This window comes from Streptomyces sp. NPDC030991 (genome assembly GCF_055571235.1).
Genome location: NZ_JBVIFR010000002.1, coordinates 551,535 through 565,252, shown reverse-complemented (window position 1 = coordinate 565,252; position 13,718 = coordinate 551,535). Strand labels below are relative to the sequence as shown.

The following is a 13,718-nucleotide window of genomic DNA, read 5'->3' as shown; positions in this document are numbered from 1 at the left end:
GCAGTTGGTTCCGGGGCCCGGTCAGGGAGGGGTCACACGCGGCGCAGAACGGCCACTACCTTGCCCAGGATCGTCGCCTCGTCACCGGGGATCGGCTGGTAGGCCGAGTTGTGGGGGAGGAGCCACACATGGCCGTCCTCGCGCTTGAAACGCTTGACGGTGGCTTCGCCGTCGAGCATCGCCGCGACGATGTCACCGTTCTCCGCGACGGGTTGACGGCGGACGGTGACCCAGTCGCCGTCACAGATCGCTGCCTCGATCATCGAGTCACCGACGACCTTCAGGACGAACAGCTCGCCGTCGCCGACCAGCTGCCGAGGGAGCGGGAAGACGTCCTCGACCGACTCCTCGGCCAGAATCGGCCCACCTGCGGCGATCCGTCCGACCAGCGGCACGTACGAGGCGGCGGGCTTGCCCGTGGTGTCCGTGGGCTGCGCGCTCGGCTGGTCCGAACCGCGGACCTCGTAGGCGCGCGGGCGGTGCGGGTCGCGGCGGAGGAAGCCCTTGCGTTCGAGAGCCATCAGCTGGTGGGCGACCGACGACGTGCTGGACAGGCCCACCGCCTGGCCGATCTCCCGCATCGACGGCGGGTACCCGCGGCGCTGCACCGAGTCCCGGATGACCTCGATCACGCGCCGCTGGCGGTCGGTGAGCCCCGAGCTGTCCGCGCGGATCCCCGGGGGTCGGCCGGGCATGGAGCGGCCTGGCTTGGGCCCCTCCGGGCTCGTGGTCGCGTCATTCATGGCATGCACCGGCTCGAGTCGGCCCTGGGCGCGGCCCTGGGCAGTGATGGTGGCACTGTCTGCGGTCGTGGTCACGTCGGTCGGCCCCTCTCGAATGTCTCCCTAGCTAGCCAACGGTAGTTCCTTTCGAAAGGTTGCGCCAAACACACGTTCGAGTGAAAACTCGTAGATTACTTGCTGTGATCATGTGCCTGGGTGTATGGCTCGCGACCGAAAGAGCGGCATTTCGGTTCAATCCGGTACGCTTCACCGCCGAAGCCGAGACCCGCTCCGAGGACCGCCCCAGTCTGCCACTGGCGTCCTCGCCGACCGGTCACCGCCCCCTTCTCGTCCGCGTCGTGCCGATCGAAGTCGGTTCGGAGACCGGTCGCGCTCCGGCCGAGGGCTGTGGCCTGTGGTGTTTCCGGGCCGTGTGCGACCGACTCCGCTTTCGCGACACGCTCTGGTGCCCCAAAGGCAGCCAGGCACCACATCTAGTGGTTGGATGGCATCAGCAGCCCAGGGGTTGTGGTCCCGGTGGTTTCGGGGCCCAGGCCATCGCCTATGCTTGGGGCTGCTTCGAGGGGCGGAAACCGCATCTCGGGGCTATCGAGTCGTGCCGTGAAGGAGGGTTGGGAGTTCATGCACTGTCCCTTCTGCAGGCATCCCGACAGCCGTGTCGTCGACAGCCGCACCACCGACGACGGCACCTCGATCCGCCGCCGCCGTCAGTGCCCGGACTGCTCCCGTCGTTTCACGACGGTGGAGACGTGCTCACTGATGGTGGTCAAGCGGAGCGGGGTCACCGAACCCTTCAGCCGCATCAAGGTCATCAACGGCGTGCGCAAGGCGTGCCAGGGGCGGCCGGTGACCGAGGACGCGCTGGCTCTGCTCGGTCAGCGCGTGGAGGAAGCGGTACGAGCCACCGGAAGCGCCGAACTGACCACCCACGACGTGGGGCTGGCCATACTCGGACCGCTTCAGGAGCTGGATCTCGTCGCCTACCTGCGTTTCGCCTCCGTGTACCGCGCCTTCGACTCGCTGGAGGACTTCGAGTCGGCGATCGCGGAGCTGAGGGAACAGGTGACCGGCGCGGAAGCGGACCGCGCGGGCGACGAGCGCGTGGAGAGCGACGGCGGGCCCGGCGGGACCGTGGGAGTCCCCGTGCCCGCACACGCCACCGACTGACCGGCCAGGGGCGGACGGCGGCGACCAAAGACCTGCTGCGGGGCGGCGAGAGCGGCGGCCGCAGCACAAGACACACACCGTGCCACAGGAATTACGCGGCACTTTTGGGCGTTTTAGCCCGGTATATGGGAGGCGGCATGACAGAGACGGCGAGCGGCCCGGCACGAGGTTCCCGCGCAAAGGGTGCCAAGGTGAGCAAGGGTCTGCGGATCGAGCGCATCCACACCACCCCCGGCGTGCATCCGTACGACGAGGTGGAATGGGCGCATCGCGACGTCGTCATGACCAATTGGCGCGACGGCTCGGTCAATTTCGAGCAGCGTGGCGTCGAGTTCCCCGAGTTCTGGTCGGTGAACGCGGTCAACATCGTGACCAGCAAGTACTTCCGGGGCGCCGTCGGCACCCCGCAGCGCGAGGTGAGCCTCAAGCAGCTCATCGACCGCATCGTGAAGACGTACCGGAAGGCCGGCGAGGACTACAAGTACTTCTCCTCCCCCGCTGACGCCGAGATCTTCGAGCACGAGCTGGCCTACGCCCTCCTGCACCAGATCTTCAGCTTCAACTCGCCGGTCTGGTTCAACGTCGGCACCCCGCAGCCCCAGCAGGTCTCCGCCTGCTTCATCCTGGCCGTCGACGACTCCATGGAGTCGATCCTCGACTGGTACAAGGAAGAGGGCATGATCTTCAAGGGCGGCTCAGGCGCCGGCCTGAACCTCTCCCGGATCCGCTCCTCCAAGGAGCTCCTCTCCTCCGGCGGCAACGCCTCGGGCCCGGTCTCCTTCATGCGCGGCGCCGACGCCTCCGCAGGAACGATCAAGTCGGGCGGCGCCACCCGTCGCGCGGCCAAGATGGTCATCCTCGACGTCGACCACCCCGACATCGAGGACTTCATCGAGACCAAGGTGAAGGAGGAGGAGAAGATCCGCGCCCTGCGTGACGCGGGCTTCGACATGGACCTGGGCGGCGACGACATCACGTCCGTCCAGTACCAGAACGCCAACAACTCGGTCCGTGTGAACGACACGTTCATGAAGGCGGTCGAGGAGGGCGGCAAGTTCGGTCTGACCTCGCGGATGACCGGTGACGTCATCGAGGAGGTCGACGCCAAGTCGCTCTTCCGCAAGATGGCCGAGGCCGCCTGGGCCTGCGCCGACCCCGGCATCCAGTACGACGACACCATCAACCAGTGGCACACGTGCCCGGAGTCCGGCCGCATCAACGGCTCGAACCCGTGCAGCGAGTACATGCACCTGGACAACACGTCCTGCAACCTCGCCTCGCTGAACCTGATGAAGTTCCTGAAGGACGACGGCCTCGGCCACCAGTCCTTCGACGTCGAGCGCTTCTCCAAGGTCGTCGAGCTGGTCATCACCGCGATGGACATCTCGATCTGCTTCGCGGACTTCCCGACGCAGAAGATCGGCGAGAACACCCGCGCCTTCCGTCAGCTCGGCATCGGCTACGCGAACCTGGGCGCCCTGCTCATGGCGACCGGCCACGCCTACGACTCGGACGGCGGCCGCGCCCTCGCCGGCTCCATCACCTCGCTGATGACGGGTACGTCGTACAAGCGCTCCGCCGAGCTCGCCGCGGTCGTCGGCCCCTACGACGGCTACGCCAAGAACGCCCAGCCGCACCAGCGCGTCATGAAGCAGCACGCCGACGCCAACACCACGGCCGTCCGCGTGGACGACCTGGACACCCCGATCTGGGCCGCCGCCACGGAGGCCTGGCAGGACGTGGTCCGCCTCGGCGAGAAGAACGGTTTCCGTAACTCGCAGGCGTCCGTCATCGCCCCGACCGGCACCATCGGTCTCGCGATGTCCTGCGACACCACCGGCCTCGAGCCCGACCTCGCCCTGGTCAAGTTCAAGAAGCTGGTCGGCGGCGGTTCGATGCAGATCGTCAACGGCACCGTCCCGCAGGCCCTGCGCCGCCTGGGCTACCAGGAGGAGCAGATCGAGGCGATCGTCGCCCACATCGCCGACCACGGCAATGTGATCGACGCCCCGGGTCTGAAGACCGAGCACTACGAGGTCTTCGACTGCGCCATGGGCGAGCGCTCCATCTCCGCGATGGGCCACGTCCGGATGATGGCCGCGATCCAGCCCTGGATCTCCGGCGCCCTCTCCAAGACCGTCAACCTGCCGGAGACGGCGACGGTCGAGGACGTCGAGGAGGTCTACTTCGAGGCATGGAAGATGGGCGTCAAGGCGCTCGCCATCTACCGCGACAACTGCAAGGTCGGCCAGCCCCTCTCCGCCAAGACCAAGGAGAAGGAGAAGGTCGCGACCGACGCCGTCACGGAGAAGACCGAGGCGGAGATCCGCAAGGCGGTCGAGAAGGTCGTCGAGTACCGCCCGGTCCGCAAGCGCCTCCCCAAGGGCCGTCCCGGCATCACCACCTCCTTCACGGTGGGTGGCGCCGAGGGCTACATGACCGCCAACTCCTACCCGGACGACGGTCTCGGCGAGGTCTTCCTGAAGATGTCCAAGCAGGGTTCCACCCTCGCGGGCATGATGGACGCCTTCTCCATCGCCGTCTCCGTGGGTCTTCAGTACGGCGTGCCGCTGGAGACGTACGTCTCGAAGTTCACGAACATGCGCTTCGAGCCGGCTGGCATGACGGACGACCCGGACGTGCGGATGGCGCAGTCGATCGTCGACTACATCTTCCGCCGCCTGGCGCTCGACTTCCTGCCCTTCGAGACGCGCTCCGCGCTCGGCATCCACTCCGCCGATGAGCGTCAGCGTCACCTGGAGACGGGTTCCTACGAGCCTTCCGAGGACGAGGTCGACGTCGAGGGTCTGGCGCAGTCGGCGCCCGTCCAGACGCCGCAGGCCGAGCCCCTGAAGGCCGTCGAGACGCCGAAGGCCGAGGCCGCCACCGTCCAGCCCGCCCCGCAGCAGGTGCACACCAGCGCCGAGCTCGTGGAGATGCAGCTGGGCATCCAGGCCGACGCCCCGCTCTGCTTCTCGTGCGGTACGAAGATGCAGCGCGCCGGCTCCTGCTACATCTGCGAGGGCTGCGGCTCGACCAGCGGTTGCAGCTGATCGCCTGACCCGGAGGGGCGGCGGGACCACTACGGTCCCGCCGCTCCTTTGGCGTGTACGCGCCGAGGAGTGACCTGCTCCTGACGGGTGCCGCGTGCCCTACAGGGCGCCCATCGCGGCGGCGAACGCGGTGAGGTCGCCGTCGAAGCCGCGGATCACCTCGCGAAACGCCCACTCGCCGTCGGCCCCGCGGGTGAACTCGGCGATCGTGGCCGCCGAACTGCTGTCCGCCACGGCGAGATCGTGCTGCGACAGGTCGGTGTAGCCCTCCCGTACGCGCACCGCCGTGTTCGCCACGTCACCGAAGACCGTGGCCGGGCCCTGCTGCTGCTCGCTCTGCTGGATGACCACGCCCACGACCACGCGCGTGTACCGCGGCGCGAGCCGCTCCAGTTCGAGAGTCATCACCTCGTCGAAGCCGAAGCCCTGTCCGGTCCTGCTGTCCCGGTCCAGATGGATGGTCCCGTCGGGGGAGCGGCTGTCGAAGTGGACGATGTAGGCGGGGCTGCCGTGCGGGTCCTCGCCCGTGTACGTCGCAGCGACGAGATCCAGGTCGTGGGGAGGCGAACCAAACGGGCTCGGGTCCCACTTCAAGCCGACCTCGATCTTCTCGATCCCCTTGCGGAGACTACTCACCGAACTCCCCCTTCTCGGCGCGACATTGAGTGCTACCGACACGCTACGTCCTCCCACTGACAAAGGATCATTGAGGAATGACCTGGAACGCGGAAGAACTGGATATGGACGCCTACCTGGCACGGATCGGCTTTACGGGCGAGCTCAAACCCGACGCGGAGACGTTGCACGAGCTGCACCGCGCTCACGCGGGGGCGATTCCGTTCGAGAACCTGGAGATGATGCTGGGCAGACCGGTGCCGCTCGAACTGCCCGCGCTGCAGGAAAAGCTCGTGCGCAAGCGCCGCGGCGGCTACTGCTACGAGCACAACCTGTTGTTCGCCGCCGCGCTGGAGCACACCGGTTTCCCGGTGCGAGGGCTCGGCGCTCGCGTGCGGTTGGGGGCCGGCTCCGTGCGGCCGGTGACGCACATGATGACGCGCGTTCAGGTCGACGGCGAGGAGTGGCTCTGCGACGTCGGCTTCGGGGCCTCGGGGCTGCGCGAGCCGATCCCCCTGCGCGACGGAGCTCAAATGAAGCAGGGTTCCTGGGAGTTCGGCATCACGAAGGAGAGCGACGACGTCTGGGTGCTGCGCAGTCGGCACCCCGACGGCTGGCGCGACCTCTACGCCTTCACGACGGAGGAACGCCTCCCTGTCGACTACGTGGTGCTGAATCACTACACCTCCACGCACCCGCGGTCCGCCTTCGTCAGGCGCCCTGTGGTGCAGTACGGCACCGGGGACGCCCGCCGCCTGCTCACAGGGCGGGAGTTCGTCATCGAGTACGCGGACGGCAGGCGGGCCGAACGGAGCTTGGACGTGGGAGAGCTGAGCGCGGTGCTCGGCCGGGAGTTCGGGATCGAGTTGAGCGAGGCCGAACTCGCCGAACTGGTAAGCGCGCACTACACCGGAGAGTGACCCCGTGCCAGGCACCGCGCCGTACGATGGCGCGGTGCTGGTCAAGTGGATTCGCTGCGCTGTGGTGGACCGTCGGGGGTTCGAGCGGGGTCAGCGGAAATGGGCGGGGCTCCTTGGGGAGCCGGGGTTCCGGGGGCAGGGCGGGGGCTGGAGCAGGAAACGGCCCGACGTGGCCCATGTCTTCGGATTCTGGGAGAGCCGTGCCTTCTACGACTCCTTCATGGCGCGCTCCCACGATCGGCTCGCCGCGGCCCAGACGGGGACCTACAAAGACATACAGGCGAAGCTGTTCGACCACCTCTTCGACCTGAAGACGGGGTTCGAGCCGAGGTTCACGGACGCGGACGTCGTCCGGATCGCGCACTGCAAGGTGCGCGCCGAGCGGGCCGAGCACTTCACGCTGATGCAGCAGAAGGTCTGGAACCCGGCGATGGCCGGCTCGCCGGGGATGGTCCGGGGTCTCTTCGCGGAGGCGCCGGGCGACGAGTTCCTGGTCCTGTCGATGTGGCTGTCGGCCGCGGAGCACGGCAAGTACCAGGCGGCCCGGGTGGAGCGGCTGTCCGTGCGGGCCCGGACCGAGGAGGACATCGAGGCCATCGGTGGCGACATCGTGCAACTGGAGCCGACCTGGACCGTGTGAACGCGCCACCACGCGCGCGTGCACGGCTGTGTGTACGGATGTGCGCGGGCTGTGCAGGTACGGGCGCGTTCCGTGCCGCCTACGCCGGATGGAGCCCGTACGAGTGCTCGAAACCGGCCGAAGCGATCTAGTGTTTGGGCATGGCACGACCGCGGCGCATCGTTCTGGTCCGGCACGGCGAGTCCGAAGGCAACGCCGACGACACCGTGTACGAGCGCGAGCCCGACCATGCCCTGGCGCTCACCGAGACGGGATGGCGGCAGGCCGAGGAGACGGGCAAGTCGCTCCGGGACCTGTTCGGCGACGAGCGGGTGAGCGTCTACGTCTCGCCGTACCGGCGCACCCATGAGACGTTCCAGGCCTTCCGCCTCGACCCCGATCTCGTGCGGGTGCGCGAGGAGCCCCGCCTCCGGGAGCAGGACTGGGGCAACTGGCAGGACCGCGACGACGTACGGCTCCAGAAGGCCTATCGCGACGCCTACGGGCACTTCTTCTACCGCTTCGCCCAGGGCGAGTCCGGGGCGGACGTGTACGACCGCGTGGGAGCGTTCCTGGAGAGCCTGTACCGCAGCTTCGAGCAGCCGGACCATCCGCCGAACGTGCTGCTCGTGACGCACGGGCTCACGATGCGGCTGTTCTGCATGCGCTGGTTCCACTGGACGGTCGCGGAGTTCGAGTCGCTGTCGAACCCGGGGAACGCCGAGATGCGGGCGCTCGTCCTCGGGGAGAACGGGAAGTATGAAATGAACCGGCCATTCGAACGCTGGTGCGACCCCAGGTCCTATGGGGCCCTTGGATAGAGTGGCAGGCCGATGATCGCTGATTCCTCTCCCGGCAAGCGCCTGGACCGCGCCCTGTCCAGCCTGCGCGGACTCTGCGTGGGTGACGCGCTGGGCTCACAGTTCTTCGTTCCGGCGAAGTATCCGTTGCTCAAGCGCCGGGAGCTGCCGGACGGCCCCTGGCAGTGGACCGACGACACCGAGATGGCGTGCTCCGTGGTGGCTGTCCTGGCCGCACACGAACGCGTCGACCAGGACGCCCTGGCGCGCTCGTTCGCCGAGCACCACGACGTCGACCGCGGATACGGCCCCGCGGTGAACCGCCTGCTGCGGCAGGTCAGGGAGGGCGGCGACTGGCGGACCCTCGCCTCCGCCCTGTTCAAGGGGCAGGGCTCGTGGGGGAACGGGGCGGCGATGCGGATCGCGCCGCTCGGCGCCTACTACGCCGACGATCCGGAGCAGGCCACGCACCAGGCCGAGATCTCGGCGTACCCGACGCATCAGCACCGTGAGGCCGTCGTCGGTGCGATGGCCGTGGCCGCCGCCGCGGCGCTCGTGGCCGACCCGGCGGGGCCGTCGAGCCCGCAGGGCCTCCTGGACGGGGTGATCGCGCTCGTGCCGCGCAGTGCGGTGGAAGCGGGTCTGCGCCGGGCCAAGGACATGCTCGACTACGGGGACCCCGCGACCGTGGCCGCGGTGCTCGGGTGCGGGCGGCGGACGACCGCGCACGACACCGTGCCGTTCGCCCTGTGGTCGGCCGCGCGCGGGCTCGGCGACTTCGAGCGGGCCTTCTGGAGCACGGCCCAGGTGGGCGGGGACATGGACACGACCTGCGCGATCGTGGGCGGTGTCGTCGCCTCCGGCCAGGATGCCGCGCCACCGGGCGACTGGCTGGCGCGCACCGAGGAACTTCCCGGGTGGGCGCTCGCCGCATCGGTCTGAGACGCGCCGCTGCCCGGTGACGCAGGGAAAAGCGGCCGTGAGGAAAAGCAGATGCAGGGGCACGCGCGCGTAGGGGGCAAGCAGGCGAGGAGACCGCGCGGATGCCGGGCCGGAACGGACCTCGCCGCCCGGCCCGGCCCCCACGCCCCCTCCGGGGTCCCGCCCCCCTCAGGCGACCGGCGCGGCTGCGCTCGCTGTGCCGGAGAGTGCCTCCAGATCGCTCTTGCGAACCTTGATCACCACCAGTGCGACGACCAGCGCGAGGACCGCCATGGCCGCCGCCGGTATGAAGGCCGTAGAGATGCCGTGCGCCAGCACCTCATGGCTCCACGGGCTGGGCAGCTCATGAGTCCTGGCGAACGCGGCCTTCTGTTCCGGTGAGGCATGGGCCATGAAGTCGGCCACCTGGCTCTTGCCCTCGTCACGGCTCGCCGTGCCGAAGACGGTGGTCAGGATGGACAGGCCCAGCGAACCGCCCACCTGCTGCGTCGTGTTGAGCAGGCCCGAGGCCGCTCCCGCCTCGTGCGGGGCCACTCCGGAGACCGCGGTGAGGGTCACTGTCACGAAATTCAGGCCCATACCGAAGCCGAAGATCACCATGGGGCCGAGCACCCCGCCCACGTAGGAGCTCTCGGGGCTGATCAGCGTCTGCCAGGCGAGCCCGACCACCACGAAGGCCGACCCCGCCACCAGGAACGGCTTCGGCCCGAGGGCCGGCAGGAACCGCTGCGAGAGGCCGGCGCCGAAGGCGATCGCCACCGTCACCGGCAGGAAGGCGAGACCGGCCTTGATCGGCGAGTAGCTCAGCACGTTCTGCACGAACAGGACGATGAAGAAGAACATGCCGAACATGGCGGCGGCGAGGCTCAGCATGATCACGTACGTCCCCGACCGGTTGCGGTCGGCGAACATCCTCAGCGGAGTGATCGGCTCCTTGGCCCGGCTCTCGATGGCCACGAACGCCAGCAGCAGCACGACGGCCGCGGCGAACGAACCCACGGTCAGGTTGTCGCTCCAGCCCTCCTCGGCCGCGCGTATGAAGCCGTACACGAGAGCGGCCATGCCGAGCGTGGAGGTGAGCGCGCCGGATATGTCGAACCGTCCCGGGTGGCGCTCGGACTCGTTGATGTACCGCGGGGTGAGGACCGCGATCAGGATGCCGATGGGTACGTTCACGAACAGCACCCAGCGCCAGTCCAGCCACTCCGTGAGCATGCCGCCGGCGAGGAGTCCGACGGCGCCGCCGCCCGCCGAGACCGCCGCGAAGACCCCGAACGCGCGGTTCCGCTCCGGTCCTTCGGGGAACGTGGTCGTGATGAGGGCCAGCGACGTGGGCGACGCGATCGCGCCACCGACACCCTGAAGGGCGCGCGCGGCCAGCAACTGCCAGGGCTCCTGGGCGAGTCCGCCCAGCAGGGAGGCGAAGGTGAACAGCAGGATGCCGGTCATGAAGACGCGGCGGCGGCCGAGGATGTCACCGGCCCGGCCACCGAGAAGCAGCAGACCGCCGAAAGTGAGCGTGTAGGCGCTGACGACCCAAGTGAGGTCCGTGGTGGAGAAACTGAGGGCGTTCTGAATATGCGGGAGCGCGATGTTCACAATCGTCGCGTCGAGGACCACCATGAGTTGGCAGGCGGCGATGACGGCGAGTGCGATGCCCGGATGCCCCTCCCGGCGTGCTGCTCCAGGTTTCTGATCTGGCGTTAACTGAGAGGTTGACACTATGGATCCCCCCACGAGCGTATTAGTGAACGAGCCCGTTCACTGTCACGTCAACGGTAGTGACTCCCCTTCAGTGAACGCAACCGTTCACTGAACTTATTGCCGTGCGTCTCGTGCCGCTCGATCTGCTCAACGGAGAGATGACGATGGTTACTTCGCGATGGACGGCCGCCTCCGCTCAGTCGGCCACGTCCATGCGCAGGCGTGGCCCCGTGCTCGAACGGGCCATCCTCGACGCCGCGCTCGACCAGCTCAGTACGGTCGGCTGGAACGGCCTGACCATGGAAGGCGTGGCCGCGAGTGCCCAGACGGGCAAGGCCGCGGTGTACCGGCGCTGGCCCTCCAAGGAGGACCTTGTCGTCGACGCACTCCAGGCCGGGCTGCCCCGGCTGGACTCGGCCCCCGATCTCGGGAACGTGCGCGACGATCTGTTGGAGCTGTGCCGGCAGATGCGGAAGGCGATGTACTCCAGGCCGGGCTTCGCGCTTCGCTCTGTCCTTCACGAGTGCGACACCTTCACCGCCGAGCGCTTCCACGCGGTGATCATCGAAGGCGTCGTTCAGCCCGGCGTTCAGCTCATCGAGGAAGTGGTGCGCCGGGGCATCGAGCGCGGCGAGGTGCGGCCCGACGCCGCGGACGCCGCGGTGTACGACACCATCCCGGCGATGATGATGTACCGCTCCAAGGTGTGCGGAAGCGAATGGGGCGAGGCGGACCTGGTGGCGCTGATCGACCAGGTCATGGTGCCCCTGCTGCGGCGGCACGTGGATTGAGCCCGGCCGGGTGGAGCGGCCCGACCTGGGCGGCGTACGCTGTTTGCCGCCATGCCGTACGAACCACCCACCCACGCCGTCGAGCGCTCCGTGCGCGCCCTCACCGGTGCCAAGATCGTCGCCGGTGTCGACGAAGTCGGCCGCGGCGCCTGGGCGGGCCCGGTCACCGTCTGCGCCGCGGTCACAGGACTGCGGCGCCCGCCGGACGGGCTCACCGACTCCAAGCTGATCAGCCCCAAGCGCCGTGAGGTCCTCGCGGAGGTGCTGGAGGGCTGGGTCACCGCGCACGCCCTCGGGCACGCCTCGCACGAGGAGATCGACGACCTGGGGATGACCGCGGCACTGCGTCTCGCCGCCGTCCGCGCCCTTGAGGGGCTGCCGGTGCGGCCGGAAGCGGTGATCCTCGACGGGAAGCACGACTACCTCGGTGCCCCCTGGCAGGTCCGCACGGTGATCAAGGGGGACCGTTCCTGCGTCGCGGTCGCTGCGGCATCGGTGATCGCCAAGGTCCGCCGCGACAAAATGATGGCCGAACTGGGCATCGACCATGCAGACTTCGGGTTTGCGGCCAACGCCGGATACCCGTCGCCGGTGCATCGCGCCGCGTTGGAGGAGCGGGGGCCCACCCCGCACCACCGGCTTTCGTGGGCGTATCTTGATGCGCTGCCCCAGTGGCGGCACCTCAAGAAGGCCCGCAGCTGGGCGGAGGCAGGCGTTCCAGAGATCGAGGGCCAGCTCGGCTTCGACTTCTGACCACTGCGTTCGTACGGATGTGCCACCCGCTGACGCGAGTCGCACCCGCGTTTGATAGATATCAGCTCATGCCTCTCATTCCCGAGGAGCCTCAGATTCACGAGAGTGCCCAGGGTCCCCGCACCGCGCCGACCCCCCGCCCCGTACCCGGCCCGCGTCCCGCGGCGCCGCCGCGACCCGGTCGTCCGGGTCCCGCAAGGCCCACGCCGCCCGCGCAGCGCACCCCGCGCGAGTCGGCGCCGGCCGCCGAGCCGGGGCCGAACGCCCCGGCTGTCCCCTCGACTTCGGATTCCCAGCCGCAGGTCCAGCTCATCCCGGCCTCGGCCGAAGGTGCGCTGGACGCCGCGGAGGAAGCCGTCGACCTGCTGCTCGATACGGGCCGTACGCCCGGCGACATCCTGGTGATCACTACGGGTGAGCCGCACCCGTGGGCCGCTCACGAGCTGTCGTTCGGCGAGGGCGCCTACTGGGCGCAGCACGACGCCGGCGACGACGTCTTCTACGCCGACGCCTCCGCCCTGGGCCGTGCCGCGGCCCGGCCCGTGGTGGTCGTCGCCGTGAACGGCGGCGCCGACGAGACAGCCACGACGGCGCTGCCGCTCGCTCTCCGCCGGGCCGACACCCTGCTGATCGTGTGCGGCGACCCCCAGCGGGTCAACGCGCTGCTGAGCGCCGGGGTCTGACGCGCCGCTTGCCGGCTGCCCGCACCGTCCGTCGGCGTCCGGGGAGCCCGGCAGGCCGGTGCGCGACCGCGGCGGGACGCTTCAGCGTGCCGCCGCGCGGCGGAGCATCTCCGTCGCGGCGCCACCGGTCCGCGGTGCAGGCTGCTCGTCGCCGCCGAGGACTTCGGCCACTGAGCCCACACTCGGGCGCCGTCCCCCTCGGCCCTCGCCGAGCACCTGCCAGCCGTCGCTCGTCATCGTGATGTACGCCCCGCAGCGCAGGCCGTGCAACGTGCAGGCGTCGCGCAGCCCCCACATCCACGCTCCGTCCTCCTCCGTCCAACGGGTGTTCCCCTCCCGGCAGTACAGCAGGACCGCTGTACGGACCGGAGTGCGACGACGCAGGTCGTGCGGGATGATCCGGCGCAACTGGGCGAGCAGGGCGTTGCGGAACGTCCAGCCGTCGGTCGCGCTCTCGCGGCGGGCGAACGAGGCACTGGCGCTCAGCCGCTCCTCCGGATCGAGCACGGCCACCACAGCGGTGCGCGGCATCGGCTGGTGACGCGTGTGCAGGCCGCTGACGACATCGCGCGGATTGCGCAGCAGCGGGATGCCCGCCGCCGCCCATTCGGCGGGATCCAGCAGCCGGGTCGGCCGGTTGCCGGAATCGGCGGACCTCTGGGTGCGTATCGACGACGCGGACAGCGACGCGGCCGAGGACGAGGCGAATCCGAAGGTCACGATCCTCCCTTCGGCTACACGCCCGGACACGGGCAGGGTCGGACAGGGGGAGCGCACCGCGGCACCGCACGACCGGACCACGGCGGAGCCACGCGAGGAGCACTGCCAATTCTTCCCGTCGCGTCGGCACACGGCAACGAGCAATTGTGGTCCGGTGCCGGTATCTGGCGATGCGTCTTCTATATCCCTGCCCACAGGATGGTCGTTC

The 13,718-nt window shown here is 69.1% G+C and carries 13 protein-coding genes; 9 read left to right on the top strand and 4 right to left on the bottom strand.

Annotated features, from left to right (window positions below):
* Positions 1-32: 32 nt before the first annotated feature.
* Positions 33-818 carry a transcriptional repressor LexA gene (gene lexA, locus ACZ45E_RS06010; protein ID WP_468217061.1) on the bottom strand — a complete coding sequence of 262 codons (786 nt, stop codon included), beginning with the start codon at positions 816-818 and terminating at the stop codon, positions 33-35.
* A gap of 546 nt (positions 819-1,364) precedes the next feature.
* On the opposite strand from lexA, the gene nrdR reads away from it, so the two are divergent.
* Together nrdR and ACZ45E_RS06000 are read left to right on the top strand one after the other, a co-directional pair.
* The gene (nrdR, locus tag ACZ45E_RS06005) at positions 1,365-1,910 is read left to right on the top strand and encodes a transcriptional regulator NrdR (protein ID WP_468217059.1); all 546 of its coding nucleotides are present in this window, start codon (positions 1,365-1,367) and stop codon (positions 1,908-1,910) included.
* A 137-nt stretch (positions 1,911-2,047) separates the two neighbouring features.
* On the top strand, positions 2,048-4,963 hold the full coding sequence (locus tag ACZ45E_RS06000) for a vitamin B12-dependent ribonucleotide reductase (RefSeq protein ID WP_468217055.1): 2,916 nt from the start codon (positions 2,048-2,050) through the stop codon (positions 4,961-4,963).
* A 99-nt stretch (positions 4,964-5,062) separates the two neighbouring features.
* Here the strand turns inward: ACZ45E_RS06000 and ACZ45E_RS05995 are convergent, their stop codons facing one another.
* Complete coding sequence (locus ACZ45E_RS05995; protein ID WP_468217053.1) at positions 5,063-5,599, bottom strand: TerD family protein; 537 nt, start codon at positions 5,597-5,599, stop codon at positions 5,063-5,065.
* 77 nt (positions 5,600-5,676) lie between these two features.
* On the opposite strand from ACZ45E_RS05995, the gene ACZ45E_RS05990 reads away from it, so the two are divergent.
* The 4 genes from ACZ45E_RS05990 to ACZ45E_RS05975 all read left to right on the top strand — a co-directional run bounded on the left by ACZ45E_RS05990 (position 5,677) and on the right by ACZ45E_RS05975 (position 8,859).
* Entirely contained in the window at positions 5,677-6,498 is an 822-nt protein-coding gene (locus ACZ45E_RS05990; RefSeq protein ID WP_468217050.1) for an arylamine N-acetyltransferase family protein, read from the top strand.
* 34 nt (positions 6,499-6,532) lie between these two features.
* Positions 6,533-7,138: a YdbC family protein gene (locus ACZ45E_RS05985; protein ID WP_468217160.1), complete on the top strand. Its 606-nt coding sequence runs from the start codon at positions 6,533-6,535 to the stop codon at positions 7,136-7,138.
* Between the two features lie 140 nt (positions 7,139-7,278).
* The gene (locus ACZ45E_RS05980; protein WP_468217048.1) at positions 7,279-7,938 is read left to right on the top strand and encodes a histidine phosphatase family protein; all 660 of its coding nucleotides are present in this window, start codon (positions 7,279-7,281) and stop codon (positions 7,936-7,938) included.
* Between the two features lie 12 nt (positions 7,939-7,950).
* Positions 7,951-8,859 (top strand): ADP-ribosylglycohydrolase family protein, encoded by a 909-nt coding sequence (locus tag ACZ45E_RS05975; RefSeq protein ID WP_468217046.1) that lies wholly within the window; start codon positions 7,951-7,953, stop codon positions 8,857-8,859.
* Positions 8,860-9,027: 168 nt separating this feature from the next.
* Here ACZ45E_RS05975 and ACZ45E_RS05970 read toward each other — a convergent pair whose 3' ends face one another.
* Positions 9,028-10,581 carry an MFS transporter gene (locus ACZ45E_RS05970; RefSeq protein ID WP_468217043.1) on the bottom strand — a complete coding sequence of 518 codons (1,554 nt, stop codon included), beginning with the start codon at positions 10,579-10,581 and terminating at the stop codon, positions 9,028-9,030.
* A gap of 146 nt (positions 10,582-10,727) precedes the next feature.
* On the opposite strand from ACZ45E_RS05970, the gene ACZ45E_RS05965 reads away from it, so the two are divergent.
* The 3 genes from ACZ45E_RS05965 to ACZ45E_RS05955 all read left to right on the top strand — a co-directional run bounded on the left by ACZ45E_RS05965 (position 10,728) and on the right by ACZ45E_RS05955 (position 12,790).
* Positions 10,728-11,354 carry a TetR/AcrR family transcriptional regulator gene (locus ACZ45E_RS05965; protein ID WP_468217158.1) on the top strand — a complete coding sequence of 209 codons (627 nt, stop codon included), beginning with the start codon at positions 10,728-10,730 and terminating at the stop codon, positions 11,352-11,354.
* A gap of 51 nt (positions 11,355-11,405) precedes the next feature.
* Positions 11,406-12,107 (top strand): ribonuclease HII, encoded by a 702-nt coding sequence (locus ACZ45E_RS05960; RefSeq protein ID WP_468217041.1) that lies wholly within the window; start codon positions 11,406-11,408, stop codon positions 12,105-12,107.
* A 68-nt stretch (positions 12,108-12,175) separates the two neighbouring features.
* The gene (locus tag ACZ45E_RS05955) at positions 12,176-12,790 is read left to right on the top strand and encodes a hypothetical protein (RefSeq protein ID WP_468217040.1); all 615 of its coding nucleotides are present in this window, start codon (positions 12,176-12,178) and stop codon (positions 12,788-12,790) included.
* 81 nt (positions 12,791-12,871) lie between these two features.
* On the opposite strand, the gene ACZ45E_RS05950 is transcribed toward ACZ45E_RS05955, so the two are convergent.
* Positions 12,872-13,510 (bottom strand): hypothetical protein, encoded by a 639-nt coding sequence (locus tag ACZ45E_RS05950; protein ID WP_468217037.1) that lies wholly within the window; start codon positions 13,508-13,510, stop codon positions 12,872-12,874.
* Between the last annotated feature and the right edge of the window lie 208 nt (positions 13,511-13,718).